Origin of the sequence: Mycobacterium sp. NPDC050041 (assembly GCF_049541695.1) — a bacterium.
Classification (GTDB): domain Bacteria; phylum Actinomycetota; class Actinomycetes; order Mycobacteriales; family Mycobacteriaceae; genus Mycobacterium.
On sequence record NZ_JBMVDG010000005.1, the window covers coordinates 320018 to 342061 of the forward strand.

Consider the following 22044-nt stretch of genomic DNA (forward strand, 5'->3'; position numbering starts at 1 on the left):
GGCGTGCTCACCGCCATCGCGATCGTGCCCTCGGCGCCGGTCATGGTGCCCCGGCTGGCGGGCGCCGCGGCTGCCGAGCTGACCGGCCTGCGCGATGGTGTGGTGACCGCCGCCGCGGCGCTGCCCGCCCGCTGGGTGGCCGTCGGCGCCGGCATGCACGACGCGGTCATCGACGATTCCCGGGCGGGGACGTTCGCCGGCTACGGCGTCGACGAGCGCGTGACGCTCTCGCCGGGCGACGGCACCCCGCCCGACGACCTTCCGCTGTGCGCCCTGATCGCCGGCTGGATCCGCGGGCAGGCCCAGCCCGCCGCCTCGGCGCAGGTGCGGGTGTACCCGGCCGGGCTCGACGCCGGCGAGGCGATCGAGCGGGGCCGACGGCTGCGCGCCGAGCTCGACGCGCGTGAGGAGCCGGTCGGGCTGCTCGTCGTCGCCGACGGCGCGAACACGCTGACCCCGCCCGCCCCGGGTGGGTTCGACCCCGCCTCGGTCCCTGTGCAGGAGGCGCTCGACGACGCACTGGCCTGCGGGGACGTCGCCGCGCTGGGCGAGCTGCCGGACGCGGTCGTCGGCCGGGTCGCCTACCAGGTGCTCGCCGGCCTGGCCGGACCCGCGCCGCGATCGGCCGAGGAGTTCTACCGCGGCGCGCCGTACGGGGTGGGCTACTTCGCCGGCCTGTGGACGCCGTGAGCGTTCGGCCGCTGGCCGTCATCGGGCCCACCGGCACCGGCAAGTCGGCGCTGGCCCTGGCCGTCGCGGAGCGGATCGGCGGTGAGATCGTCAACGCCGACGCCATGCAGCTCTACCGCGGCATGGACATCGGCACGGCCAAGACACCGGTGGCCGAGCGACGCGGCGTGCCGCACCACCAACTCGACGTGCTCGACGTGACCGAGACCGCGACCGTCGCGCGGTACCAGGCCGCCGCGTCCGCCGATGTCGAGGCGATCGCGGAGCGCGGCGCGGTGCCGGTGATCGTCGGCGGGTCGATGCTCTACGTCCAGTCGCTGCTCGACGAGTGGTCGTTCCCCGCCACCGACCCTGCGGTGCGCGCCCGCTACGAGCAGCGGCTCGCCGAGGCCGGGGTGGCCGCACTGCACCGCGAGCTGGCCGCCGTCGACGCCGACGCCGCCGCAGCGATCCTGCCCACCGACGGGCGGCGCATCGTGCGCGCGCTGGAGGTGGTGGAGCTGACCGGCCGACCGTTCGCAGCGTCGGCGCCCGCCATCGGCGCGCCGCCGCGCTGGGACACCGCGATCGTCGGGTTGGATTGGCCGACACCGGTTCTCGACGAGCGGCTGGCGCAGCGCACCGACACCATGTTCGCGGACGGCCTGGTCGGTGAGGTCAACGCGCTGCTGGACCGCGGACTGCGCGACGGCGTCACCGCGGCCCGCGCGCTGGGCTACGCGCAGGTGATCGCCGACCTGGACGGCGGCGGCGACGGCACGGCGGCCCGCGAACCGACCTTCGTCGGCACCCGCCGCTACGTCCGCAGGCAGCGCTCCTGGTTCCGCCGCGATCACCGCATCACCTGGCTCGACGGGGCTGCGGCCGCCAACGCGGACCGGGCGCTGGCCGTGTGGCGGCGGGCAGGAACGAAGTGACCCGGGGATCGAGGCCGGCGGGCAGGAACGAAGTGACCCGGGGAATCTGGGGGGCCGGGCCGGAACGCACGTATCCTGACCAGGTGAAGTTCGCCAAGGGGCACGGCACGCAGAACGACTTCGTCGTGCTGCCCGACCTCGACGCGCGGGTGGACCTGGCACCCGCCGCGGTGGCCGCACTCTGCGACCGCCGCCGCGGCCTCGGCGCCGACGGCGTGCTCCGCGTGACGACGGCAGGCGCCGCGCTGGCCGCCGGCGTGTTCGACCGGCTTCCCGACGGGGTGGCCGACGGCGACTGGTACATGGACTACCGCAACGCCGACGGTTCGATCGCCCAGATGTGCGGCAACGGCGTCCGGGTGTTCGCGCACTACCTGCGCGCCCGCGGCCTGGAGTCGCGGGACGAGTTCGTCGTCGGCTCGCTGGCCGGTCCGCGGCCGGTGGTGCTGCACCAGGTCGATCGACTGTCGGCCGACGTCACCGTCGAGATGGGCAAGGCCAACCAGCTCGGGCCGGGTTCTGCCACCGTCGGCGGCCGGGTCTTCGCCGGCCTGGCGGTGGACGTCGGCAACCCGCACCTGGCCTGCGTCGACGCTTCCCTGACCGCCGCGGACCTGGCCGCACTCGACGTCGCCGCGCCGGTGCACTTCGACGCCGCCCAGTTCCCGCAGGGCGTCAACGTCGAGGTGCTCACCGCGCCGGTCGACGGTGCGGTGTCGATGCGGGTGCACGAACGCGGAGTGGGGGAGACCCGCTCTTGCGGGACGGGCACGGTCGCCGCTGCAGTGGCCGCACTCGCGCACGACGGCGCCCAGACCGGGCAGCTGACGGTCGTCGTCCCCGGCGGCAGCGTCGTCGTCACGGTCACCGAGGCGACCAGCTACCTGCGCGGACCGTCGGTGCTGCTGGCGGACGGGGAGCTCGCCGAGGAATGGTGGCGCTCCCATCTGCGTTAATCGAGGTGCATGACACATGGACTCCGTGCGAACCTTGATTCGCCTATGACTCATCCCGAATACAACCGCAACATCCCGAGCACCGGTGAGCTCGCGCTCGAAGACCGCGCCTCGCTTCGCCGCGTCGCCGGACTGTCCACCGAACTCGCCGACGTCTCCGAGGTCGAATACCGCCAGCTGCGTCTCGAACGCGTCGTGCTGGTCGGCGTGTGGACCGAGGGCAGCGCCGCCGACGCGGACGCCAGCCTCGCCGAACTCGCCGCGTTGGCCGAGACCGCCGGTTCGGAGGTGCTCGAAGGCCTGATCCAGCGCCGCGACAAACCCGACGCCTCGACCTACATCGGTTCCGGCAAGGCCCAGGAGCTCCGCGAGATCGTCCTGGCCACCGGCGCCGACACCGTCATCTGCGACGGCGAGCTGAGTCCCGCTCAGCTCAACGCGCTGGAGAAGGCGGTCAAGGTGAAGGTGATCGACCGCACGGCGCTGATCCTCGACATCTTCGCCCAGCACGCCACCAGCCGCGAGGGCAAGTCGCAGGTGTCGCTGGCCCAGATGGAGTACATGCTGCCCCGGCTTCGCGGCTGGGGTGAGTCGATGTCCCGTCAGGGTGGCGGCGCCGGTGGTAGCGGCGGCGGCGTCGGCACTCGCGGTCCCGGCGAGACCAAGATCGAGACCGATCGGCGCCGGATCCGCGAGCGCATGTCGAAACTGCGCCGCGAGATCAAGGACATGAAGAAGATCCGCGATACCCAGCGCAGTGTCAGGCGACGCAGCGACGTCGCCGCACTGGCGATCGTGGGCTACACCAACGCCGGCAAGTCGAGCCTGCTCAACGCGCTCACCGGGGCCGGCGTGCTGGTCGAGAACGCATTGTTCGCCACCCTCGAACCGACCACGCGCCGAGGCGAATTCGACGACGGGCGGCCGTTCGTGCTGACCGACACTGTCGGTTTCGTCCGGCATCTGCCCACCCAGCTGGTGGAGGCGTTCCGCTCCACACTGGAGGAGGTCGTCGACGCCGACCTGCTGGTCCACGTCATCGACGGGTCCGACGTCAACCCGCTGGCACAGGTCAACGCCGTGCGCCAGGTGATCAACGACGTCGCGGCCGACTACGACATGGCGCCGCCGCCCGAACTCGTGGTGGTCAACAAGGTCGACGCCGCGAGCGGGCTGACGCTGGCCCAGCTGCGCAGCGCGCTGCCCGGCGCAGTGTTCGTCTCGGCGCGCACCGGAGAGGGGCTCGACCGGCTGCGCACGCGGATGGCCGAATTGGTGGAGCCCACCGACGTCGTCGTCGACGTCACGGTGCCCTATGACCGCGGCGATCTCGTCGCCCGCATCCACGCCGACGGCAGGGTGGACGCCACCGAACACACCGAGCAGGGCACCCGCATCAAGGCCCGGGTTCCGGTCGCGCTGTCCGCCGGCCTTCGGGACTTCGCCACCTTCTAGCTGTTCATCGCGCCGACACTACGGTTGTTGACACCTCTTCTCGGCTTTCTCGTCAACAACCGTCGTCTCGGCGGTCGTGAAGCACCGGTGGCGCGTGGGCCCGCACGGGCGGCGCAGTGCCGCAGAACTTCTCGACCTCGACCAGCACGTGCGCACCGGTACAGCCCTGCGCCAGCGACGACGTCCCGACGTCTTCGGTGAGCACGTTCGGATTGCCGTGCACGCACAGGGAATCCGGGTCGCTCGGATCGGCCGGGTCGTACCATGCGCCGGTCGGCAACTGCACCACCTGCGGGCGCAGCCGGTCGTCGACGACGACGCCGGCCAGGCACGCGCCTCGGTCGTTGAACACCCGTGCGACGTCGCCGCCTGCCAGCCCGCGGGCTGCCGCGTCGTCGGGGTGCATCCGGATCGCCTCACGCCCGGCCACTTTCGCGGCCTGACTGGTGGCGCCGCCGTCGAGCTGCCCGTGCAGCCGCGACGCCGGCTGGTTCGCCAGCAGGTGCAGCGGGTAGCGCCGCGCGCGGTCACCGCCGAGCCATTCGGTGGGCTCGTACCACCGCGGATGGCCCGCGCAGTCGGCGTAGCCGAACCCGTCGATGTCGGCCGAGAAGATCTCGATGAGCCCGCTCGGCGTGCCCAGCCGGTGTGCCCGCGGATCAGCACGGAAATCCGAGAGCAGTGTCAGCCCGTCGTCGGTCGGCAGCCGCAGCCGGCCCGCCCGCCAGAACTCCTCGAACGCCGGCACGTCGAAATCCAGCCCGGCCGACCACTTCTCGTAGAGATGCGCCAGCCACTGGCGGGCGGTGCGGCCCTCGGTGAACTGCTCGCCGAATCCGAGGCGGTCGGCGAGTGCGGCGAACGTGGTGTAGTCGTCGCGGGACTGTGCGTAGGGCTCGGCCAGTTTCGGCATCGCCATCAGCATCGGGTCGTTGCGCGATCCCGAGTAGTCGTCGCGTTCGAACGCGGTAGTCGACGGGATGACGATGTCGGCGTGTCGGGCCATCGCCGTCCAGTACGGCTCGTGCACCACCACGGTGTCGGGCCGGCCCAGTGCTCGGCGCAACCGGGGGATGTCCTGGTGGTGGTGGAACGGGTTGCCGCCGGCCCAGTACACCAGCCTGATGTCGGGATAGGTGAGCCGCAGCCCGTTGTAGTCGAATTGGCGGCCGGGATGCAGCAGCATGTCGCTGACGGCGGCGACCGGGATGAACGTGCGCACCGGGTTGAGGCCCTGCGGCAACTTGGGCAGGCCGCACCGCAGCGGCGGCAGGCCCGGTTCGTTCATCGACCCGTAGCCGTGGCCGAATCCGCCTCCGGGCAGGCCGATCTGGCCGAGCATGGCGGCCAGCGTCAGTCCCATCCACGGCGCCTGTTCGCCGTGCCGGATCCGCTGCAGTGACCAGCTGACGGTGACCATCGTGCGGCCCGCCGCCATCCGGCGGGCCAGCGCGGTGAGATCGGCGGCGGGCAGACCGCAGATCGCCGATGCCCACCGCGGGGTCTTGGGCGTCGCATCGTCGGCACCGAGCAGATAGCGTTCGAAGTGTTCGTAACCGGTGCAGTACCGGCGCAGGAAGTCCTGGTCGGCCAGTTTCTCCGTCGCCAGGACGTAGGCCAGGGCCAGCATGATCGCCACGTCGGTGCCGGGCACCGGTGCGTACCATTCGCACTCGCCGTCGACGTCGTCGCGAAGGGGCGAGAACGACACGATCTGCGTGCCGCGTTCCCGCATGCGGCGCAACGCATCCCGCGCCGGGTGGGCAGTGGTGCCGCCGTGGTTGATCGCGGTGTTCTTCAGTGCCACGCCGCCGAAGCACACCATCAGGTCGGTGTGGGCGACCATGACCTCCCAGTCGGTCGATCGCTTGAACAGGTCGTCGTGGGTGCCGACCACCCGCGGCATGATCACCCCGGTGGCGCCCAGGCTGTAGGAGTGCCGCGAGAACGTGTAGCCGCCGAGCAGTTTGAGGAAGCGGTGCACCTGGCTCTGCGCGTGGTGGAACCGGCCTGCACTGGCCCAGCCGTAGGAGCCGCCGTAGATCGCCTCGTTGCCGTGGGTGTCGACGACCCTGCGCAGCTCCGCGGCGAGCAACTCGGTCAGTTCGTCCCACCCGACGGCGACGAACTCGTCGGCGCCGCGCCGCGTCGTCGGTCCCGGGCCGTCGCGCAGCCATCCGCGGCGCACGGCCGGCGTGGCGATACGCGATCGGTGCCGGATCGACCCGGGCAGATTGCCCAGCAGCGGTGAGGGGTCCGCATCGCCGGGCAGGGGTGTCACCGCGGCGATGTCGCCGGCGTGGACGTCCGCGGTGAAGCCGCCCCAGTGGGTGAGGCTGGTGGGGCGGTTGCGCACGGTCGCGAGTCTACGGCCGGAGGACCGGGGTGACCGGCGGGCCGCAGGCGACCAACCATCCGGTTGGTATATGTTGGCCGCACGTCCGAAACCCAGTACCGGAGGTACCACATGGGCTTGCCCACATCCGCGGCCATCAAGTACGAGCGCACCCTCTTTGAGGCCGAACACGACCTGTTCCGCGAGTCCTACCGCAGCTTCCTGGAGCGCCACGTGGCGCCGCACCACGACCAGTGGGAGAAGGACAAGATCGTCGATCGGGGCATCTGGCTGGAGGCGGGCAAGCAGGGCTTCCTCGGGATGGCGGTGCCCGAGGAGTACGGCGGCGGGGGCGACGCGGACTTCCGCTACAACACCATCATCACCGAGGAGACCTCCGCGGGGCGCTACAGCGGCATCGGCTTCAGCCTGCACAACGACGTCGTCGCGCCCTACCTGCTGCGGCTGACCACCGAGGAGCAGAAGCAGCGCTGGCTGCCGAGTTTCTGCACCGGCGAGCTGATCTCCGCCATCGCCATGAGCGAACCGGGCACCGGCAGTGATTTGCAGGGGATCAAGACCCGCGCCGTCAAGGACGGCGACCACTACGTGCTCAACGGCGCCAAGACGTTCATCACCAACGGGATCCACGCCGACCTGGTGATCGTGGTGGCCCAGACCGATCCCGACAAGGGCGCGCTGGGCTTCTCGCTGCTGGTCGTCGAGCGCGGCATGGAGGGCTTCGAGCGCGGCCGCCACCTCGACAAGATCGGGCTGGACGCGCAGGACACCGCCGAACTCTCCTTCACCGACGTGCGGGTGCCCGCGGAGAACCTCCTCGGCGAGGAAGGTCAGGGCTTCATCTACCTGATGCAGAACCTGCCTCAGGAACGCATCTCGATCGCCATCATGGCCGCCGCCGCGATGGAGGCGGTCCTGGATCAGACGCTGCAGTACGCCAAAGAGCGCAAGGCGTTCGGCAAGCCGATCGGCAGCTTCCAGAACAGCAGGTTCCTGCTGGCGGAACTGGCCACCGAGGCCACCCTGGTGCGGATGATGGTCGACGAGTTCATCCGGTTGCACCTCGAGGAGAAGCTCACCGTCGAACAGGCCGCGATGGCCAAGTGGTACACCACCGAGAAGCAGGTCCACCTGATCGACCGGTGCCTGCAGTTGCACGGCGGCTACGGGTACATGCGGGAGTACCCGATCGCACGCGCGTACCTCGATTCGCGCGTCCAGACCATTTACGGCGGCACCACCGAGATCATGAAGGAGATCATCGGACGCAGCCTGGGGGTGTAGCCACCTGCGGTTTTGACCTCCCGATGGCCGTCATACGGCGCGCGGGAGGCCAACCAGCCGCCGGTGGCACGGTTTGCGGGGTATTTTCCTCCAGATCGGTCTCATGCTTTCTCGTCCGACGTCATCAGACGCCTCGTCGGCGAAAGCGCTACGTTCGGGCAAGTTGCCGGACCAGGGGAGGTTGGATGAGCTGGCGGCGGACCCTGCGGAAAGCGGCGTTGGGGCGCGCAGCGGTGGGGCTGACGGTGCTGGCCGTCGCGCTGGCGCCGGCGCCGCTCGCGTGGGCGACACCGGAGACCGACGCCGACGGCGCGATCACCGCGGCGTGGGACGCCAGTGGTGGACCGACCGGCCCGCTCGGCCCCCGCGACGGCGGCGTCTACCCGGTCGGCGCGGGATTCGCGCAGAACTTCGCCGCGGGCAAGATGTTCTTCACCCCGCAGACGGGAGCGCACTTCACCCAGGGCGCGATCCTGGAGAAGTACGAGTCGCTCGGCGGGCCCGCCGACGGCGACCTGGGCTTCCCGACCATCGACGAACAGCCGGGCCGGGTGAGCCCGGAGAGCCGCAACACCACCTTCAGCGCCGCCGACAACCCGGTGATCTTCTGGACCCCGGCCACCGGCGCGCGCGTGGTTCGCGGCGCCGTCAACGCGGCGTGGGACAAGCTCGGTGGCTCCGCGGGGCCGCTCGGGGTGCCCGCCGAGGACGAGGTCTACCGCGGCGACCAGGTGTCGCAGAAGTTCACCGGCGGGGAAGTGACGTGGAACCGCAAGAGCAAGGCCTACACCACGGTGCCGCCCGACCTGGCCGGGCAGTTGGCCGGTCTCCAGGTGCCCGAGGACGCGACGTCGGCCATCAATGCCGCACGCCGTGCCGCGGGCGGCGCGCTGGGTCCGCTGGGCGCCAAGGAGGGCGAGCAGTACACGATCGGCGCCGACGGCGTCGGGCAGGACTTCGCCGGCGGAAAGATCTTCTACACCCCGGCCACCGGCGCCAACGTCGTGTCCGGCCAGGTGCTCGACAAGTACGAGAGCGTCGGCGGGCCCGAGGGCGATCTCGGCTTCCCGACGAGCAACGAGGCCGATGGCGGCCTGGGCGTCAACAGCCGGGTCAGCACCTTCGCCGCCGAGGACAAGCCGGTCATCTACTGGACTCCGGACTACGGGCCGGTCATCGTGCGCGGAGCGATGAACGCCGCATGGTCGAAGCTCGGCGGCGCGACGGGCGAACTCGGCGCTCCGATGGCCGACCAGAGCGAGAACGGCGAGGTGGTCACGCAGCGGTTCAGCGGCGGCGCAGTGTCGTGGGACCGCAGCACGGGCAAGTTCACCACCGAACCAGCCGGCCTGGCCTCGCAGTTGGCGGGCCTCGAGGTGCCCGGCCAGCAGCAGCCGCAGGCGCCGGCCGGTGGCCAGTCCGGCGACACCGACTCCAAGCGGTGGTTCGAGCGGCCGTGGGACCAGTGGAATCTCTGGTGGCTACTGGCGCTGATCCCGGTCCTCGCCCTGATCGGCCTCGTCGTCGGCGCGGTGGTGCTCAGCCGCAGGCGCGGGCATCGCGACGACGGGCGCGGCGACGACGGGCCGTTCGGCGCGGCCGGTGACGGCTGGTACGACGACCTGAATCACGAACACGCACCCCACGACGAGCCACACCACGAGCCACACCACGACGAGCCGCACCATGACGACGCCGCGCTGTACGGCGATCGGCCCTATGGGGGGCACGACGACAACGGCGATGACGGCGCCGCGGTGCCGGAACCGGCCAGCCCGGCCAGCCCATGGGATCCGCGGGCGGCCGAAGCTTCGCCCTTCGTCGCCGGCCAGTCGTCGGCCGGGCTCGCGACGACGGCACCGGCGTTCGAGGCCGCGCTGCAGGAGAACTCCGATGACGTCGACACCACGCCCACCCGGGTGGAGGTGGTGGACGAGACGCCCAGCGGCAGGCATGCGGCGATCGACATCGACGAGCCGACGCCGGGCCGCACCGCGATCCATCTGCCGGTGGACGGCTCGAACGAGCCACCGGAGGGCTACCCGATCAAGGCCGACACCCGATCGGGTCTGTACTGGTCGCCGGAGAGTCCCGGCTATCAGGACACGGTGGCCGAAATATGGTTCGCCAGTGAAGAATTCGCTCGTACGAATGGATTCGTCAGAGCGGACTGAGCGGTCAGATCTTGCGGATCACGGTGACGACCTTGCCGAGCACCGCCGCGTCGTTGCCGGGGATCGGGTCGAACGCCGGATTGTGCGGCATCAGCCACACCTGCCCGCGGGTGCGCTTGAACGTCTTGACCGTCGCCTCGCCGTCGATCATGGCCGCGACGATGTCGCCGTTGTCGGCGACGTTCTGCTGACGCACGACCACCCAGTCGCCGTCGCAGATCGCCGCATCCACCATCGACTCGCCGACCACCTTGAGCAGGAACAACGAACCCTCGCCGACGAGCTCGCGGGGCAGCGGGAACACGTCCTCGACGGCTTCCTCGGCCAGGATCGGGCCACCCGCGGCGATGCGGCCGAGCACCGGCACGTACGTCGGCTCGGGCAGTGAGTCCGAACCGGCGACGTCGGTGGTGACGACCGCGGTGGCGGGATCGTCGGAGGCGCGGACGTCGACTGCGCGCGGCCGGTTCGGGTCGCGGCGCAGGTAGCCCTTGCGCTCCAGCGTGCGGAGCTGGTGGGCCACTGACGACGTCGACGTCAGGCCGACGGCGTCGCCGATCTCGCGGATGCTCGGCGGATATCCGCGGCTGGTGACCGACGCCCGGATCACGTCGAGAATGGTGCTCTGTCGTTCGGTGAGGGTGTCGAGGGTGCGCCGCCCGCCGGTGCTCGCCGGTGCGCTGCCGCCTTCGCCGATGTCCCTGCTGTCGTCGCTCATGCAGCCGAATGTAGTCGCCCGACGCCCGTTGATCAAACATGTGTTCGAGGTGTGTCGCGGGGATTGGGCGTCGCCGGGGGCCGTCCTCGATCGGGTCCGAGACTTGTCGGTGGCCTGCTCTATCGTTTCGCAACAGTTCGATCACATGTTCTATCCATCGAACACGTGAGCGAGTATGTTTCGAACACAGTAGCGAACGACCACCGGCGGAGAGGGCAGGAAGATGACGATCGTAGAACCCCGGCAGAGTGAGATGCGACCGGTCGACCGGGCCGTGTGCCGGCCGCCGCGGGCGCGCAGGCGGCCGCAGTCCACCCGCCCCGGCGGGCGGCCCGTCCAGTACCGCGGCACGGGCGTGCTGGTGTCGCGGGCGTCGCACCGGCGCAGGCCGATCACCCCGCTGGCGACGGTGGGCCTGGCCCTGGTGGCCGCGGCGATCACGGTGTGGCTGGGCGTGGTGGCGCAGCTCGGCGGGGTGGTCGGGACGCCGGCGCAGGTGCCGGCCGAACTGGCGGTGGTGCAGGTGCAGACCGGCGAATCACTGCATCAGGTCGCGCAGCGGGTGGCGCCCGAGGCGCCGGTGGCGGCGGTCGTGGACCGCATCCGGGAACTCAACGAGCTGGACTCGGCGGCGGTCGACGCCGGCCAGACGTTGATCGCCCCGGTGGGCTGACCGCGTCGTGCACGGTGAATCGCCGTACTGCGCAAGGGGAGTGGCAGCGCCTCGTCGAGGCGCGCCGACCTCGACGCCGATGGGTCGTCCCGGCGCCGCGCAGGTACGCTCAGAGTGGTTCGACGTGCGTACCGGTCGACGAGGCGAAGGAGCGACGATGCATTGCCCCTTCTGCCGGCATCCCGACTCGCGGGTGGTCGACTCCCGCGAGACCGACGAGGGCCAGGCCATTCGCCGGCGGCGGTCCTGTCCCGAGTGCGGTCGCCGCTTCACCACGGTGGAGACGGCCGTGCTGGCGGTGGTGAAGCGCAGCGGCGTCACCGAGCCGTTCAGCCGCGAGAAGGTCATCAAGGGTGTACGGCGCGCCTGCCAGGGGCGTCAGGTCGACGACGATGCGCTGAACCTGCTGGCTCAGCAGGTCGAGGACGCCGTGCGGGCGGCGGGCTCACCGGAGATACCGAGCAACGAGGTGGGCCTGGCGATCCTCGGCCCGCTGCGTGAACTCGACGAGGTGGCGTACCTGCGGTTCGCCTCGGTGTACCGGTCGTTCTCCTCGGCCGACGACTTCGAGCGTGAGATCGAGGCGCTGCGCGAGCACCGCCGGGTGCGGACCTCGGGCTGACCGGTCAGGGCAACTGCCGTGCGCCGTCGCTGATGACACGGCCGGCGACGCGCACCCATCCCTCCGGGCTCCACCGGGTGTGGATCACCGAACCCCGGCCCTGCACGATCGTCAGGTCCCGGCTGAGGTAATCGGTGAGGCGCACGGCGGCGGCGCCGGTCGCCTCGTCCTCGGGCACTCCCAGGACGGCTGCGAACATCCGCGCGCGCACTTCGCCCCTGTCGCGGTCGGTCCACGTCCACACATAGTGCTGGGTGTCGTCGGGAAACTCCGACGGGTCGGCTGCGGCGAGTTCGTCGAGTGAGGACACCTCGTGGATCGCGAACTCCGGCGCCCAGTCGGAGCGTGCGCTGACGGCGGTCAGGTCGCCGTCGTAAGCGACCTGCACGATGCCCGCGGGGACCTGCAGAGTGCGCAGCGTCGACCCGTTCTCGCGCAGCCACCAGGCCGCGCCGACCGTGGGGTGGCCGGCGAACGGGAGTTCGGTGGCGGGGGTGAAGATGCGGAGGTGCGCCGTGGTCGCGCCCGGCTCGGGAACGTCGACGAAAATCGTTTCGCTGTAACCGAGTTCGGTCGCTATCCGCTGCCGGTCGGCGGGGTCCACGGTGCCCGCGTCCACCACGCCGAGGGGGTTGCCGAGCTGGCCGTCGGCGTCGGTGAACACCCGCAGCACTGTCACGTCGGTAGCCATGCGCCGATGCTACGTGCTCGCCCCGCCCGGTTGGCCGGTTGTCAGGTGGCGCTGCGCTCGTCGGCGCCCATCGCGTCGAGCACCGCCACCTGGGTGCCGACCGACCCGGTCAGCGCGCCCTCGCGCAGCCCGTTGCGCAGCAGTGTGCGCAGCAGGTCCTGGTCGTAGACGGCTGGCTCGGTGGCGTCGATGAACTGCTCGACCACCTCGACGAACCGCTCCGGCTCGTCGTGGAACGGGAAGTGGCCGGCCTTGTCGAACACCTCGAGGCGCGAACCCGGCATCGCGGCGTGCGCCATCGCGGCATGGCCGACCGGGATGACCGAGTCGTGCGAACCCCAGATGAGCTGCACCGGCACGGATTCAGTGAGGTAACAACGATCCAGCATGGTGACCACCTGGCCGCGCCAGTCGACGACGGCGCGCAGCGTCCGGGCGAACGCCGAAGACGCCGTCGGCTCGGGCAGGTCGGCCAGGATCCGCAGCATCTCCGGCAGATCGCGGCCGACGCGGGTGGAACCGAGTGCGGTTCCGGCGATGCGGCCCGCGGCCTGCAATGCGGGCAGCACCAGCGGCAGGCGGAGCAGTGCCAGCGCCTCGCTGGCCAGCGGCAGCGACGCGATCCGCAGCGCCACGTTCACGTCACCGGTCACCCCGCCTGCGCCGACCAGGATGAGACGCTCCACCAGCTGCGGGAACTGATAGGCGAACTGCATCGCGACGCCACCGCCCAGCGAGTGGCCGACGACCGTCACCTGGTCGATGTCCAGCACGCTCAGCAGGTCGCGCATGCCGTTGGCATAGGCGGCCACCGAGTAGTCCGCCCGGGGCTTGTCGGACTTCCCGTGGCCGAGCAGGTCGGGGGCGATGACGGTGAACCGCTGCGCCAACGCCGTCTGCACCGTGCTCCAGGTGGTGGAGTTGTCACCGATGCCGTGGATCAGCAGGATCGCCGGGCCGGATCCGGCGATGCGGAACGCCCGCCGGTAGCCGTGGATGGTGCGGTACTCCAGCGACGGCGTCAGCTGCCGCACCGGGCGAAGATCGGGCTTGCGTGGTGACATGCGGCCTCCGGTGCGGGGCTACTGCCGGTCGTCGCCCTCGCCGAAACCGTCACCGTAGCCGTCTTTGTACTTGTCTTCCTTGAACTTCTCGCCGGACTGCTGGGCGAGGAACCGCTCGAATTCCGCGCCGAGCTCGTCACCGCTGGGCAGTTCTTCGTCGTGCGCCAGCAGCGACCGGTTCTCCTGTGCCGTGACGAACGCATCGTACTGTCGCTCCAGCGCCGTCACCACCTGAGCGACCTCCGCGCTGGCCTCGACCTGCTCGTTGATCTTCTCGAACACCTCGGCGCCCGCCTCGCCCAGTGCGGCCAGCGGGATCTGCAGCGACGCGCTCCTGGCGACCTCGGCCAGCAGTGCCTCCGCGGCCTGCGGGTAGGCGGTCTGCGCCAGGTAATGCGGCACGTGCACGGTGAATCCCACCGCTTCGTGACCGTGCTGGGCCATCCGGAACTCCAGCAGGTTGGACACGCTGCCCGGCACCTGCACCTCGCCCACCCACGGCGTGTGGTCGGCGATCAGCTCCTTGTCGGTGGCGTGCGCGGTCAGGCTGACCGGCCGGGTGTGCGGCACCGCCATCGGAATGGTGCCCAGCCCGATGACGCGCCGCACGCCGAGGTGTTCGGCCAGTAGCCGCACCGCGGTGATGAAGCGCTCCCACCGCAGGTCGGGCTCCATCCCGGCGAGCAGCAGGAACGGCGTGCCCGCCGTGTCGTGCAGCGCGTAGAGGTTGAGCTCCGGCTCCTCGTAGTGGGTGAAGTGGTCGGTCTTGAACGTCATCAGCGGCCGCCGCGAGCGGTAGTCGAGCAGCTCGTCGATGGCGAACGACGCCACCAGCTCGGTGTCGAGGGTGTTCTTCAGGTGCTGGGCGGCCAGCTTGATCGCGTGACCGGCATCGGAGAAACCCTCGAGCGCGTGGATCAGCACGGGCCCGCGGCCGTCGGCCGACGACAGCTGCGGCGCCGGGAACTCCAGCTCGTACATGCCGGTGGACTCGGGCTGGTAGTACTGCTCTGGGGTGTCGGCAACGCCACCCGTCTCGTCAGCCATCTCAACATCCTCCTCGTGCCGGGACCACTAGTGTCGCCCATCGCGGCCGGTACGCCGTGGTGGACCCACTCGTCCACTCGTGGCCCGAACCTGCGCTGCGTGCGGGCCTGCGTGTCGTTAGGGCCCGCACATGGTTCGAACACGGCCCCCCGGGGCCGCATTCCGCTGGGGATGCCCCCATCGGGTCGCGCCGAATCACCGGCACGCGGCGGATTGCCAGCGTCGTCGGGCACCATCGGTCCATGCGTGGGTCCACGGTCGCGGCCGCCCTGCGGAAGACCGCAGCCCTGGCGGTGCTGCCTGCCGTCGTCCTCGTCGGCTGTACCAGGCCGTCCCCGGCCGTGCAGAAGCCCGCCGAGGCGCAGGGCGTGTCCGCCGGGGTCGCCCGGCCGGTGTCGGCCGATCCCCGGGTCGGCGCCGTCTTCGTCGGTGACGGTCCCGTCCACACCTGCACCGCCTCGGTGCTGGATTCGGCGCGCGGCGACCTGATCCTGACCGCCGCGCACTGCCTGGTCGACGGCCTGGACGCGACGTTTGTCCCCGGCTTCGACGCCGCCGCGCAGGGCCAGGAACCGTGGCACCTCGACGCGGTGTACCTCGATCCGCGCTGGATCGACGGGCAGGATCCGCTGGCCGACTACGCGATCGCGCGGGTCAGCCGGGACGCCGGCGACACTCCCGCGCAGCAGGCGGGCGGGGGACTGGCGCTGGGCGCCGCCCCGCGGCCGGGCACGCCGGTGACGGTGACCGGCTATCAGATGGGCATCGGGGGCGGCCCGATCGGCTGCCGGGCGTCGACGGCGGTCGCGGCGGACGGCTTCCCTGCCGTGCCGTGCGAGGGCCTGGTCGCCGGGGTGAGCGGCGCGCCGTGGGTCGCCGGCGCGGTGGTCACCGGACTGGTCGGCGGTCTCGACGGCGGCGGCTGCGACGAGGATCTGTCGTATTCGCCGCCGTTCGACGCCCACATCGAACGACTGCTGGCCCGCGCGGAGGCCGGCGGACCTGCCGACGCGGCGCCTGCGGCCGACGACGACGGCTGCTGAGCGCTCAGCGCCGGAACTGATTGAGTGCCCGCAGCTTGTTCATCACGTCCAGCGCGGCCACCTTGTAGGCCTCGGAGAAGGTCGGATAGTTGAAGACGGCGTCGACCAGGTATTCCACAGTGCCGCCGCATCCCATCACGGCCTGTCCGATGTGCACCATCTCGGTGGCACTGGTGCCGAAGATGTGAGCGCCCAGGATCTTCAGGTCGTCGGTCGACACCAGCAGCTTGAGCATGCCGTAGGAGTCACCTGCGATCTGACCGCGGGCCAACTCGCGATACCGGGACACCCCGACCTCGTACGGAATCGACTTCTTGGTGAGCTCCACCTCGGTGGCACCCACATAGGAGACCTCCGGGATGGAGTAGATGCCGATCGGCTGCAGGTCGGTCATCCCCTTGGCCGGTTCGCCGAAGGCGTGGTACGCGGCCAGCCGGCCCTGGTCCATCGACGTGGCGGCCAGCGCCGGGAAGCCGATCACGTCGCCGACCGCGTAGATGTGGTCCACCACGGTCTGGAAATTGCTGTCGACGAAGATGCGGCCGCGGTTGTCGGCCTCGATGCCGGCCATCGCCGTGTCGAGGTGTTCGGTCTGGCCCTGCCTGCCCGCCGAGTACATGACCGTCTCGGCCGGGATCTGCTTGCCGCTGGCCAGCGTCGTCACCGTGCCTGCGGCGCCGACGTCGACGGCGGTCACCTCCTCGCCGAAGCGGAAGGTGACGGCCAGGTCGCGCAGGTGGAACTTCAGCGCCTCGACGATCTCCGGGTCGCAGAAGTCGAGCATCGAGTCGCGCTTCTCCACCACGGTGACCTTGGTGCCGAGCGCGGCGAACATCGATGCGTATTCGATGCCGATGACGCCCGCGCCGACCACCACCATCGAGGTGGGCAGCGACTTCAGGTCCAGGATGCCGTCGGAGTCGAGCACCCGGTCTTCGTCGAACTCGACACCGGCGGGCCGGGCCGGCTTGGTGCCGGTCGCGATCACGATGTACTCACCGCTGACCTTGGTGTTCTCGCCGCGTGTCTGCTCCTCGACCAGCAGCGTGTGCGGGTCGATGAACCGGCCGTGCCCCTCGATCAGGTCGATCCGGTTGCGCATCAGCTGGCTGCGCACCACGTCCTGCTCCTTGCCGATCACGTGGCTGGTGCGCGCCAGCAGGTCCGCCGGGGTGATCTTCTGCTTCACCCGGTAGCTGGCCCCGTACAGCTCGCGCTGGCTCATCCCGGTGAGGTACACGACAGCCTCGCGCAGCGTCTTCGACGGGATGGTGCCGGTGTTGACGCAGACCCCGCCCAGCATCCGGCCGCGTTCGATGACGGCGACCGACTTGCCGAGCTTGGCGGCCGCGATGGCGGCCTTCTGCCCGCCCGGACCTGAACCGATGACGACGAGGTCGTACTCCAGCATCGAACCCATGGCAAAAGGTGTACGCCGGTTGTGACGTTCTCGCATGCCGACGACACCGAAGACTTCGTGAACACCCGGCGGGCCAGGTCTGTCCACAGTCGCCGGTTCATCCCCAGGTCGCCCCGAACGGGCCGGTGCGCGGCCGCTTTCGACGGTGCCGCCGACGAGCGTTGCGGCCATGACCTCATCGCAGCAGTTCGGTTACCGGCTCAACCATCCCGGCAGGCTGATCGCCGCCGTACCCGCCGTCCTGGGCTTCGTGCCCGAGCAGTCCCTGGTCCTCGTCACCGTGCACCACGGCGACCTCGGCGGGGTACTGCGGGTCGACCTGTCCGACGGACTCGCCGCATCGATCGACGACCTGGCGAGGGTCGCGGCCGCGGCGGCGCCGGACGCGGTGGTCGCCGTGATCGTCGACGAATGCGGCGCCGACTGCGAGCCGTGCAACGACGCCCATCGCGAGCTCGTCGACCGTCTCGACGCGGCCCTGGCCGAGCACGGCATCGACCTGCTCGACGCGCATGTGGTGGACCGGGTCGCCGCCGGCGGACGCTGGCACTCGGTGGACGGCCGCGCCGGCGGGCCGGTCGACGACCCGTCCGCGTCACCGCTCGCGGCCGCCGCGGTGCTGGACGGCCGGCGGCTGTACCGCAGCCGTGCCGAACTCGAGGCGGTGCTCGACCCGGAGCCGGCCCGCAGCGAGGAGCTGATCGAGATGATCCGCAGCCGCGCGCAGGACCGCCGCGCGCCCCGTCCGGATGCGGTGTTGCGCAGCGAGATCGAGGACACCATCGCCGCCGCGCGCCGGCTGGGCGACGGCCGGCGGCCCGACGACACGCAGATGGCCGCGATGGCCTGCGCCCTGACCGACCCGTCGGTGCGGGACACGTTGTACGCGTTGGCGATCGGACAGGACGCGGATCTGGCGGAGGCGCTGTGGGTGCTGCTGTCGCGGACACTGCCGCCGCCGTGGCGGAACGAGGCGCTGGTGCTGCTGGCCTTCTCCGCCTACGCCAGGGGAGACGGTCCGCTGGCCGGTGTGGCCCTCGAGGCCGCGCTGCGCCTCGACCCCCGGCACCGGATGGCCGGCATGCTCGACCAGGCGCTGCGATCGGGGATGCGGCCCGATCAGATCCGTGAACTCGCGCTCACCGGGTACCGGATGGCCGACCGGCTGGGAGTGCGGCTGCCGCCGCGCACCGGGGTACGCCGCCGCAGCGGTTGAGCGTCAGACCTTCTCGACCTTGACGGCGTGCGCCATGTGGTGGGGCAGCTCGACCTGCTCGTGGCCCGGGATCACGATGTTGACGCCGCCGTGGTCGGTGGCCTCGACGGTGACGCGGGCGTTGGGCACCACGCCGGCGTCCTTGAGGCGGGCGATCAGGTCGGCGTCGCCCTGGACGTGCTCGGTGAGCTGGCGCACCACGACCGCGACCGGCATGCCGGCAGGCAGTTCGGTCAGCCGGACCAGGCTCACCTGGTCGGCGCCGGGGAAGCCGGCCAGTCCGAGTTCCGAGAGGCCGGGGATCGGGTTGCCGAACGGCGAGGTGGTCGGGTTGTCGAGCACCTGGATGAGCCGGCGTTCGACGTCCTCGCTCATCACGTGTTCCCAGCGACAGGCCTCGGCGTGCACTTCCTCCCACGGCAGGCCGATGACGTCGACCAGGAGCCGCTCGGCGAGCCGGTGCTTCCGCATCACGGCGACAGCCAACTGGCGGCCCTTGTCGGTGAGCTCGAGATGGCGGTCACCGGCCACCTGGAGCAGGCCGTCACGCTCCATCCGCGAGACGGTCTGGCTGACCGTCGGTCCGCTCTGATCGAGCCGCTCGGCGATTCGGGCGCGCAGGGGCACCACGCCCTCTTCCTCGAGGTCGTAGATCGTCCGCAGATACATCTCGGTGGTGTCGACCAGATCATTCATTGCGCGCAGCCCTCCGTCCTGCGAAAGTCTACCGTTCCCAGGGCCTGCGCAGCGGTGCATCATCGCGCCGACACGCGCCGCAGGCGGCAGCGACGGGTCCGCCGATTGCCGGCGGACCCGTCGCTGTATGTCGAAATCTCGGCCGGTGGCCCCGGCCGGCGACCTAGCTGGCGTAGGAGCGCAGCCGGTCGGCCCGCTCGCCGTTGCGCAGCTTGGACATCACCTCGCGCTCGATCTGGCGGACCCGCTCGCGCGACAGACCGAACAGCTTGCCGATCTGGTCGAGCGTGCGGGGCTGGCCGTCGTCGAGCCCGAACCGCAGCCGGATCACCTGCTGCTCACGCTCGTCGAGCGTGGCGAGCACGTGCCGGATGTCGGTGTGCAGGAGTTCGGAGATCACCGCGTTCTCCGCCGACATCGCCTCGGCGTCCTCGATGAAGTCGCCGAGCGGCGCCTCCTCGTCGCTGCCGACGGGCATGTCCAGGCTCACCGGATCGCGGCTGTGCTCGAGCAGGTCGGCGATCTTCTCGGCGGGGATGCCCGATTCCTCGGCCAGTTCCTCGTCGGTGGCCTCGCGACCGAGGTTCTGGTGCATCTCACGCTTGATCCGGGCCAGCTTGTTGACCTGCTCGACGAGGTGGACGGGCAGCCGGATGGTGCGGCTCTGGTCGGCCATGCCGCGGGTGATGGCCTGCCGGATCCACCAGGTGGCGTACGTCGAGAACTTGAATCCCTTGGCGTAGTCGAACTTCTCCATCGCGCGGATCAGACCGAGGTTGCCCTCCTGGATCAGGTCCAGCAGCGGCATGCCGCGCCCGGTGTAGCGCTTGGCCAGCGACACCACCAGTCGCAGGTTGGCCTCCAGCAGGTGCCTGCGGGCCGCCTCGCCGTCGCGGACCACCGCGGCCAGGTCGCGCTTGCGCGCCTCGCCGAGACGCTTCCTGGTGTCGAGCAGATGCCGTGCGTACAGCCCGGCCTCGATGCGCTTGGCCAACTCCACCTCGTCCGCGGCATTCAGCAGCGCAGTCTTGCCGATGCCGTTGAGGTACACGCGCACGAGGTCGGCGGCTGGGCTCTGAGCGTCCAGATCGCTCTCGATGCGGCTAAAGGTGGCATTTGCCATGACGGCCTCCTGCTCGGCTAGAACTGTCATGAGCTTTAACGCCCAAGTGCCGCTAGTAGTTCCCGCCCCGCCGCCGCTTCACACGTTTTGATCAGGGGTTTTTCGGTGACGACCTGAGAATGTCCTGAGGAAAACGAGCGTCGGGAGCTCAGCGCGGGACGTCGTATTCGGACTCCGCGGAATCCGGTTGCGGCGCCGAGGGCGGCCGGTATTCGAGCGCGGGCCGCTCGGCCGTCGGGAACAGCGGGATGCGCCGCCCGTGCGCGTAGCGGCGGGGTTCCTCCGCGCGGCGCGGTGGGCGGTCGTTGGCGATGAGGACGGCCATCCACGGCAACGGCACCGACACCAGGATGATGGCCAGCGACACCAGGCCGTTCTCCCAGATGTCGTAGGCGACCGCCGCGAGGATCAGCGCCGGGATCCGGAACGCCATCAGCGAGAGGTACTTGCGCACGCGGGCGCGATGTTGGTCTTCGTAGGCCGGTGCGGCGCGGGTGATCAGCACGGGCCGACCCTCGTCGTCGAAACCCAGCTCCTGGCCGTGTTTCATACTTCCACTCTGGCACAGCCAGGTCCCGCTGCGCTCGTGGGATTTCTTACCGATCCATTGCCAGGCACAATGGTCACATGCAGACCGACACCATCGAGCGCACCGAGACCGACGAACAGGTCGACGACGGCACCGACAGTGACCGGCCGAAGTTCTTCCACTACGTGAAGAAGGACAGGATCGCCGAAAGCGCCGTCATGGGCACCCATGTCGTCGCCCTGTGCGGCGAGGTGTTCCCGGTCACCCGCAGCGCCAAGCCCGGTTCCCCGGTCTGCCCGGACTGCAAGCGAATCTTCGAGCAGCTCAAGACCTAGTCCGCCGGTCGCGGTGCGGCCACGCTCGGATCGGCGGCCGCCGGAGTGCTCGCGGGCTTCCCCACGGCGACCGTCGCCGTGGAGTTCATCGACTCGGCCTTCTCGCCCAGCCAGCCGCGGAGCCGGTGGGCATGGGTCACCGGCGCCGGCCACTCCTCCTGGATGGCGGCGTTGAGTTCGGCGCCGATCATGATCGCGAAGCCGAGGAAGAACGCGAACAACAGGAACGCGATCGGGGTGGCGAGCGCACCGTAGGTGTAGCCGGTGCTGGTGATGTACGTCAGGTACACCCGCAGGCCCAGCGTCGCGATCAGGAACACCACCGTGGCCAGTGCCGCCCCGAGCAGCAGGCGGTGCGACGGCAGCGGTTTAGGCAGCGACACCCGGTAGAGCAGGTTCACCGCGATCATCAGGCTCAGGAACAACAGCGGCCAATACCCGTAGCGCAGCACGTGGTCCCAGCTGTCGGGGATGTACTGCGCGATCTTCTGCGGGCCGAGCGCCAGCAGCGGTGCGGTCGCGATCGCCAGCACCAGCGCCACCACGTAGAGGCCCAGCGCGTAGAACCGTTGGCGCACCGGGTGTCGCAGCGGCGTCTGGTCGTGCGCCTCGACGATCGAGTCGACGAACGCCGACACCGCCGACGAGCCGGCCCACAGCGAGATGACGAACCCCACCGAGACCACCTCGCCGCGGGCGCCCTGGACGATGTCGCGCACCGTCGGCTCGATGATCTCGTTGACGACGTTGCGCGAGAAGAAGCTGTTCGCCGTGTTGATGATCTGGTCCTGGATGGCGGGCAGCGTCTCCGCGCCGAACAGCGGAGCGATGTAGGCCAGGCTGCCGAGCATCCCGAGCAGCAGCGGCGGCAGGGACAGCGCGCACCAGAACGCCGCCTGGGCCGACTCCGAGAAGATCGAGTCGTCCCAACTCTTCGACAGAGTGCGTCGAGTGGTTCGCCAGATGTGATGACGCGACGGGGGGATCGGAGCCGGCTGGTCAGTCATGACCAGACCAGCATTACCGAAGAAATGC

Annotated in this window: 21 protein-coding genes; 11 read left to right on the forward strand and 10 right to left on the reverse strand. The window is 70.4% G+C overall.

Annotated elements, in window-relative coordinates; genetic code table 11:
• The first annotated feature begins 3 nt into the window (after positions 1 to 3).
• From ACPCHZ_RS18295 to hflX, 4 genes are all read left to right on the forward strand, one after another.
• Positions 4 to 690 (forward strand): hypothetical protein, encoded by a 687-nt coding sequence (locus tag ACPCHZ_RS18295; RefSeq protein ID WP_423486012.1) that lies wholly within the window; start codon positions 4 to 6, stop codon positions 688 to 690.
• Positions 687 to 1607, forward strand: a complete 921-nt coding sequence (gene miaA / locus ACPCHZ_RS18300) for a tRNA (adenosine(37)-N6)-dimethylallyltransferase MiaA (protein WP_423486013.1) — start codon at positions 687 to 689, stop codon at positions 1605 to 1607. The genes ACPCHZ_RS18295 and miaA overlap by 4 nt, the downstream gene beginning before the upstream one ends.
• Before the next feature lie 83 nt (positions 1608 to 1690).
• The gene (gene dapF, locus ACPCHZ_RS18305; protein WP_423486014.1) at positions 1691 to 2563 is read left to right on the forward strand and encodes a diaminopimelate epimerase; all 873 of its coding nucleotides are present in this window, start codon (positions 1691 to 1693) and stop codon (positions 2561 to 2563) included.
• A gap of 45 nt (positions 2564 to 2608) precedes the next feature.
• Positions 2609 to 4018, forward strand: coding sequence for a GTPase HflX (gene hflX, locus ACPCHZ_RS18310; protein WP_423486015.1), 1410 nt, complete (start codon positions 2609 to 2611; stop codon positions 4016 to 4018).
• Positions 4019 to 4070: 52 nt separating this feature from the next.
• Here hflX and ACPCHZ_RS18315 read toward each other — a convergent pair whose 3' ends face one another.
• On the reverse strand, positions 4071 to 6374 hold the full coding sequence (locus tag ACPCHZ_RS18315; RefSeq protein ID WP_423486016.1) for a molybdopterin guanine dinucleotide-containing S/N-oxide reductase: 2304 nt from the start codon (positions 6372 to 6374) through the stop codon (positions 4071 to 4073).
• Between the two features lie 117 nt (positions 6375 to 6491).
• Between ACPCHZ_RS18315 and ACPCHZ_RS18320 the strand changes: the two genes are divergently transcribed.
• A complete protein-coding gene (locus ACPCHZ_RS18320) occupies positions 6492 to 7658 on the forward strand; it encodes an acyl-CoA dehydrogenase family protein (protein ID WP_423486017.1) in 1167 nt (388 codons plus the stop codon).
• A gap of 185 nt (positions 7659 to 7843) precedes the next feature.
• Positions 7844 to 9832, forward strand: coding sequence for an LGFP repeat-containing protein (locus ACPCHZ_RS18325; RefSeq protein WP_423486018.1), 1989 nt, complete (start codon positions 7844 to 7846; stop codon positions 9830 to 9832).
• Between the two features lie 4 nt (positions 9833 to 9836).
• Here the strand turns inward: ACPCHZ_RS18325 and lexA are convergent, their stop codons facing one another.
• Complete coding sequence (lexA, locus tag ACPCHZ_RS18330; protein WP_364979174.1) at positions 9837 to 10550, reverse strand: transcriptional repressor LexA; 714 nt, start codon at positions 10548 to 10550, stop codon at positions 9837 to 9839.
• 223 nt (positions 10551 to 10773) lie between these two features.
• Here lexA and ACPCHZ_RS18335 point away from each other — a divergent pair, with 223 nt between their 5' ends.
• Together ACPCHZ_RS18335 and nrdR are read left to right on the forward strand one after the other, a co-directional pair.
• The gene (locus ACPCHZ_RS18335; protein ID WP_423486019.1) at positions 10774 to 11223 is read left to right on the forward strand and encodes a LysM peptidoglycan-binding domain-containing protein; all 450 of its coding nucleotides are present in this window, start codon (positions 10774 to 10776) and stop codon (positions 11221 to 11223) included.
• Positions 11224 to 11380: 157 nt separating this feature from the next.
• Entirely contained in the window at positions 11381 to 11845 is a 465-nt protein-coding gene (nrdR, locus tag ACPCHZ_RS18340; RefSeq protein ID WP_264015317.1) for a transcriptional regulator NrdR, read from the forward strand.
• 4 nt (positions 11846 to 11849) lie between these two features.
• Here nrdR and ACPCHZ_RS18345 read toward each other — a convergent pair whose 3' ends face one another.
• Genes ACPCHZ_RS18345 through ACPCHZ_RS18355 form a run of 3 tightly spaced genes read right to left on the reverse strand, consistent with a single transcriptional unit; the run spans position 11850 to position 14647 of the window.
• Entirely contained in the window at positions 11850 to 12536 is a 687-nt protein-coding gene (locus tag ACPCHZ_RS18345; RefSeq protein WP_423486020.1) for a PhzF family phenazine biosynthesis protein, read from the reverse strand.
• A 41-nt stretch (positions 12537 to 12577) separates the two neighbouring features.
• Complete coding sequence (locus ACPCHZ_RS18350; protein ID WP_364979184.1) at positions 12578 to 13600, reverse strand: alpha/beta fold hydrolase; 1023 nt, start codon at positions 13598 to 13600, stop codon at positions 12578 to 12580.
• Between the two features lie 18 nt (positions 13601 to 13618).
• Entirely contained in the window at positions 13619 to 14647 is a 1029-nt protein-coding gene (locus tag ACPCHZ_RS18355; protein WP_423486021.1) for a proteasome assembly chaperone family protein, read from the reverse strand.
• A gap of 242 nt (positions 14648 to 14889) precedes the next feature.
• Here ACPCHZ_RS18355 and ACPCHZ_RS18360 point away from each other — a divergent pair, with 242 nt between their 5' ends.
• A complete protein-coding gene (locus tag ACPCHZ_RS18360; RefSeq protein WP_423486022.1) occupies positions 14890 to 15690 on the forward strand; it encodes a trypsin-like serine peptidase in 801 nt (266 codons plus the stop codon).
• A gap of 4 nt (positions 15691 to 15694) precedes the next feature.
• Here the strand turns inward: ACPCHZ_RS18360 and sthA are convergent, their stop codons facing one another.
• Complete coding sequence (gene sthA, locus ACPCHZ_RS18365) at positions 15695 to 17101, reverse strand: Si-specific NAD(P)(+) transhydrogenase (RefSeq protein WP_423486104.1); 1407 nt, start codon at positions 17099 to 17101, stop codon at positions 15695 to 15697.
• A gap of 178 nt (positions 17102 to 17279) precedes the next feature.
• On the opposite strand from sthA, the gene ACPCHZ_RS18370 reads away from it, so the two are divergent.
• Entirely contained in the window at positions 17280 to 18326 is a 1047-nt protein-coding gene (locus ACPCHZ_RS18370) for a DUF4192 domain-containing protein (protein ID WP_423486023.1), read from the forward strand.
• Between the two features lie 3 nt (positions 18327 to 18329).
• Here ACPCHZ_RS18370 and ACPCHZ_RS18375 read toward each other — a convergent pair whose 3' ends face one another.
• The 3 genes from ACPCHZ_RS18375 to ACPCHZ_RS18385 form a co-directional block, all read right to left on the reverse strand.
• The gene (locus ACPCHZ_RS18375; RefSeq protein ID WP_423486024.1) at positions 18330 to 19022 is read right to left on the reverse strand and encodes an iron dependent repressor, metal binding and dimerization domain protein; all 693 of its coding nucleotides are present in this window, start codon (positions 19020 to 19022) and stop codon (positions 18330 to 18332) included.
• A gap of 163 nt (positions 19023 to 19185) precedes the next feature.
• Positions 19186 to 20175 (reverse strand): sigma-70 family RNA polymerase sigma factor, encoded by a 990-nt coding sequence (locus tag ACPCHZ_RS18380; protein ID WP_364979196.1) that lies wholly within the window; start codon positions 20173 to 20175, stop codon positions 19186 to 19188.
• Positions 20176 to 20293: 118 nt separating this feature from the next.
• On the reverse strand, positions 20294 to 20695 hold the full coding sequence (locus ACPCHZ_RS18385) for a DUF3099 domain-containing protein (RefSeq protein ID WP_423486025.1): 402 nt from the start codon (positions 20693 to 20695) through the stop codon (positions 20294 to 20296).
• 77 nt (positions 20696 to 20772) lie between these two features.
• On the opposite strand from ACPCHZ_RS18385, the gene ACPCHZ_RS18390 reads away from it, so the two are divergent.
• Entirely contained in the window at positions 20773 to 21009 is a 237-nt protein-coding gene (locus ACPCHZ_RS18390; protein WP_269896162.1) for a DUF3039 domain-containing protein, read from the forward strand.
• Here the strand turns inward: ACPCHZ_RS18390 and ACPCHZ_RS18395 are convergent.
• Positions 21006 to 22016: a YihY/virulence factor BrkB family protein gene (locus ACPCHZ_RS18395; RefSeq protein ID WP_423486026.1), complete on the reverse strand. Its 1011-nt coding sequence runs from the start codon at positions 22014 to 22016 to the stop codon at positions 21006 to 21008. The genes ACPCHZ_RS18390 and ACPCHZ_RS18395 overlap by 4 nt on opposite strands.
• Positions 22017 to 22044 lie beyond the last annotated feature (28 nt).

Excerpts from the sequence above, each read along its gene's own strand:
- ACPCHZ_RS18395 (WP_423486026.1), bottom strand. The coding sequence starts at position 22,016 with ATGACTGACCAGCCGGCTCCGATCCCCCCGTCGCGTCATCACATCTGG.
- ACPCHZ_RS18360 (WP_423486022.1), top strand. The coding sequence starts at position 14,890 with ATGCGTGGGTCCACGGTCGCGGCCGCCCTGCGGAAGACCGCAGCCCTG.
- hflX (WP_423486015.1), top strand. The coding sequence starts at position 2,609 with ATGACTCATCCCGAATACAACCGCAACATCCCGAGCACCGGTGAGCTC.
- ACPCHZ_RS18380 (WP_364979196.1), bottom strand. The coding sequence starts at position 20,175 with ATGACAGTTCTAGCCGAGCAGGAGGCCGTCATGGCAAATGCCACCTTT.
- ACPCHZ_RS18375 (WP_423486024.1), bottom strand. The coding sequence starts at position 19,022 with ATGAATGATCTGGTCGACACCACCGAGATGTATCTGCGGACGATCTAC.
- ACPCHZ_RS18335 (WP_423486019.1), top strand. The coding sequence starts at position 10,774 with ATGACGATCGTAGAACCCCGGCAGAGTGAGATGCGACCGGTCGACCGG.
- ACPCHZ_RS18355 (WP_423486021.1), bottom strand. The coding sequence starts at position 14,647 with ATGGCTGACGAGACGGGTGGCGTTGCCGACACCCCAGAGCAGTACTAC.
- ACPCHZ_RS18345 (WP_423486020.1), bottom strand. The coding sequence starts at position 12,536 with ATGGCTACCGACGTGACAGTGCTGCGGGTGTTCACCGACGCCGACGGC.
- sthA (WP_423486104.1), bottom strand. The coding sequence starts at position 17,101 with ATGCTGGAGTACGACCTCGTCGTCATCGGTTCAGGTCCGGGCGGGCAG.
- ACPCHZ_RS18350 (WP_364979184.1), bottom strand. The coding sequence starts at position 13,600 with ATGTCACCACGCAAGCCCGATCTTCGCCCGGTGCGGCAGCTGACGCCG.
- ACPCHZ_RS18385 (WP_423486025.1), bottom strand. The coding sequence starts at position 20,695 with ATGAAACACGGCCAGGAGCTGGGTTTCGACGACGAGGGTCGGCCCGTG.
- ACPCHZ_RS18390 (WP_269896162.1), top strand. The coding sequence starts at position 20,773 with ATGCAGACCGACACCATCGAGCGCACCGAGACCGACGAACAGGTCGAC.
- nrdR (WP_264015317.1), top strand. The coding sequence starts at position 11,381 with ATGCATTGCCCCTTCTGCCGGCATCCCGACTCGCGGGTGGTCGACTCC.
- ACPCHZ_RS18325 (WP_423486018.1), top strand. The coding sequence starts at position 7,844 with ATGAGCTGGCGGCGGACCCTGCGGAAAGCGGCGTTGGGGCGCGCAGCG.
- ACPCHZ_RS18370 (WP_423486023.1), top strand. The coding sequence starts at position 17,280 with ATGACCTCATCGCAGCAGTTCGGTTACCGGCTCAACCATCCCGGCAGG.
- lexA (WP_364979174.1), bottom strand. The coding sequence starts at position 10,550 with ATGAGCGACGACAGCAGGGACATCGGCGAAGGCGGCAGCGCACCGGCG.